Source organism: Arthrobacter sp. B0490 (assembly GCF_002929355.1).
Classification (GTDB): domain Bacteria; phylum Actinomycetota; class Actinomycetes; order Actinomycetales; family Micrococcaceae; genus Arthrobacter_D.
In genome coordinates this window covers 1-1,878 of the sequence record NZ_PJIR01000038.1, presented here as the reverse complement: position 1 = coordinate 1,878, position 1,878 = coordinate 1, and the positions used below count along the sequence as shown (strand labels likewise).

1 protein-coding gene and 1 pseudogene are annotated in these 1,878 nt (G+C 65.4%); both read right to left on the bottom strand.

What is annotated here, in order from left to right; genetic code table 11:
• Positions 1-233 precede the first annotated feature (233 nt).
• Positions 234-1,742, bottom strand: coding sequence for an NAD-dependent succinate-semialdehyde dehydrogenase (locus tag CXQ97_RS18470; protein ID WP_104182349.1), 1,509 nt, complete (start codon positions 1,740-1,742; stop codon positions 234-236).
• A gap of 17 nt (positions 1,743-1,759) precedes the next feature.
• A pseudogene (locus CXQ97_RS20485) lies at positions 1,760-1,878 on the bottom strand (2-dehydro-3-deoxyglucarate aldolase); the annotation flags it as partial.

Below are 1,878 nucleotides of genomic sequence, written 5' to 3'. Positions count from 1 at the left end.
CACACGACCCCGGCAGGCTGCGTGAGCTCCGTCACCTCCCGCACCCAGGCGAGAAGGGCCGGATGGGTCGTCGGCGCAGAGTCGGCAACGGAAGTATTAGCTTGATTTTGGTCCACGGCGGCTTGGCTTTCTTTGGCCTGCTGGCGCACGGAATCGCTCATTTCTCTTCCTTTCGTTGGGGCTGCACAACATGTATCCGGGCCGATGTCGGCAAAGAATCGCTCAAAGCCCGGTCAGGCGCTGTACGGATCGGTAATACCGATGTACTGAGTGGTGGTGTACTCGGCGAGGCCTTCAGCTCCGCCTTCGCGTCCGAGTCCTGAGTGCTTGACTCCACCAAAGGGTGCGGCGGCGTTGGAGATGACACCGGCGTTGAAGCCGACCATGCCGAATTCGATCTGTTCGGCGACCCGGAGCAGTCGGTTGAGGTCCCGGCTATAGAGGTAGGAGGCGAGGCCGTACTCGCTGTTGTTGGCGAGGCGGATGGCATCTTCCTCGGAGCTGAAGGTGGTGACGGGGGCTACAGGCCCGAAGATTTCCTCTCGGAGGATGGCTGCGTCGTTGGGGACGTTGCCGAGGACGGTCGGCGGGTAGAAGTATCCGGGTCCGTCGACCGGAGTACCTCCTGTAATGGCTACCGCTCCGGCATCGATTGCTGCGGTGACGAGCTGGTGGACGTCAGCACGCGCATCGCTGTCGATGAGCGGGCCGACCTGGGTTGCGGGTTCGGTGCCACGCCCGGTGGTCAGGGCTCCCATCGCATGGGCGAACTTTCGGGTGAACTCCTGAGCGACGGCCTCGTGGACGAGGAAGCGGTTGGCAGCGGTGCACGCCTCGCCCATGTTGCGCATCTTCGCGGCCATGGCGCCCTCGACGGCCTTGTCGATGTCGGCGTCCTCGAAGACGATGAAGGGCGCGTTGCCGCCGAGCTCCATCGAGGTGCGCAGGACGTTCTGGGTTGCCTCGGCCATGAGCCGCTTGCCGACCAGGGTGGATCCGGTGAAGGAGATTTTCCGGAGCCGGGCATCTCCGAGGAGGGGCCCGGAGATACCCGAGGCACTGGACGAAGGAACGACATTGAGGACACCTGCTGGCAGGCCGGCATCCAGCATGGTCTGAGCGAACAGCTGCGCCGTCAAAGGCGTGAGCTTGGCAGGCTTGAGGACCATCGTGCACCCGGCAGCGACCGCGGGGGCGACTTTGCGGGTGGCCATGGCCAGCGGGAAATTCCACGGGGTGATCAACAGGCAGGGTCCCACCGGCTTGTGCTGGACTAGGATCCTGTTCGTGCCCTCAGGAGCGGGGAGGTAGCGGCCGTAGTCGCGGACGGCTTCCTCGGAGAACCAACGAAGGAACTCGGCACCGTACTTCACTTCGCCGCGCGCCTCCGCCAGTGGCTTGCCCATTTCCAGGGTCATGAGCAGGGCAAAGTCCTCCGTGCGCTCGGTCACGAGGTCGAAGGCACGTCGCAGGATCTCCGAGCGTCTCCTGGGTGCGGTCCGCGCCCAAGACGCCTGGACTGCATCCGCGGCATCGAGGGCAGCCACGGCGTCCTCGCTCGTGGCCGAGGCGAGCGTTGCGAGCATTGCACCGGTGGCGGGATCGTGGACATTGAACGTGCCACCGTCGGAGGCATCCCTCCACCGGCCAGCGATCAGCAGGCCGGTCGGCACCGTTGCAAGGAGTTCGGCTTCCCGGGCCGCAGACACGGCAGGGGCAGGGGAAAAGGCTGAAGCTGTCATGGGAGTCCTTCGAAGATTCAGTAGCTGACGGGTGAGGTGCCGCCGCCGTCGGAGGCGGGCGGGATGAAGCCGGCGGCGAGGGTTTCGGAGCCTCGGGCGAGGAGGGCGACGTCGGCCCCGACGAGGATGAAGCGGG

What these genes read in the sequence shown, in the direction of transcription:
- CXQ97_RS18470 (WP_104182349.1), bottom strand. Translation starts at nt 1,742, where the DNA reads ATGACAGCTTCAGCCTTTTCCCCTGCCCCTGCCGTGTCTGCGGCCCGG.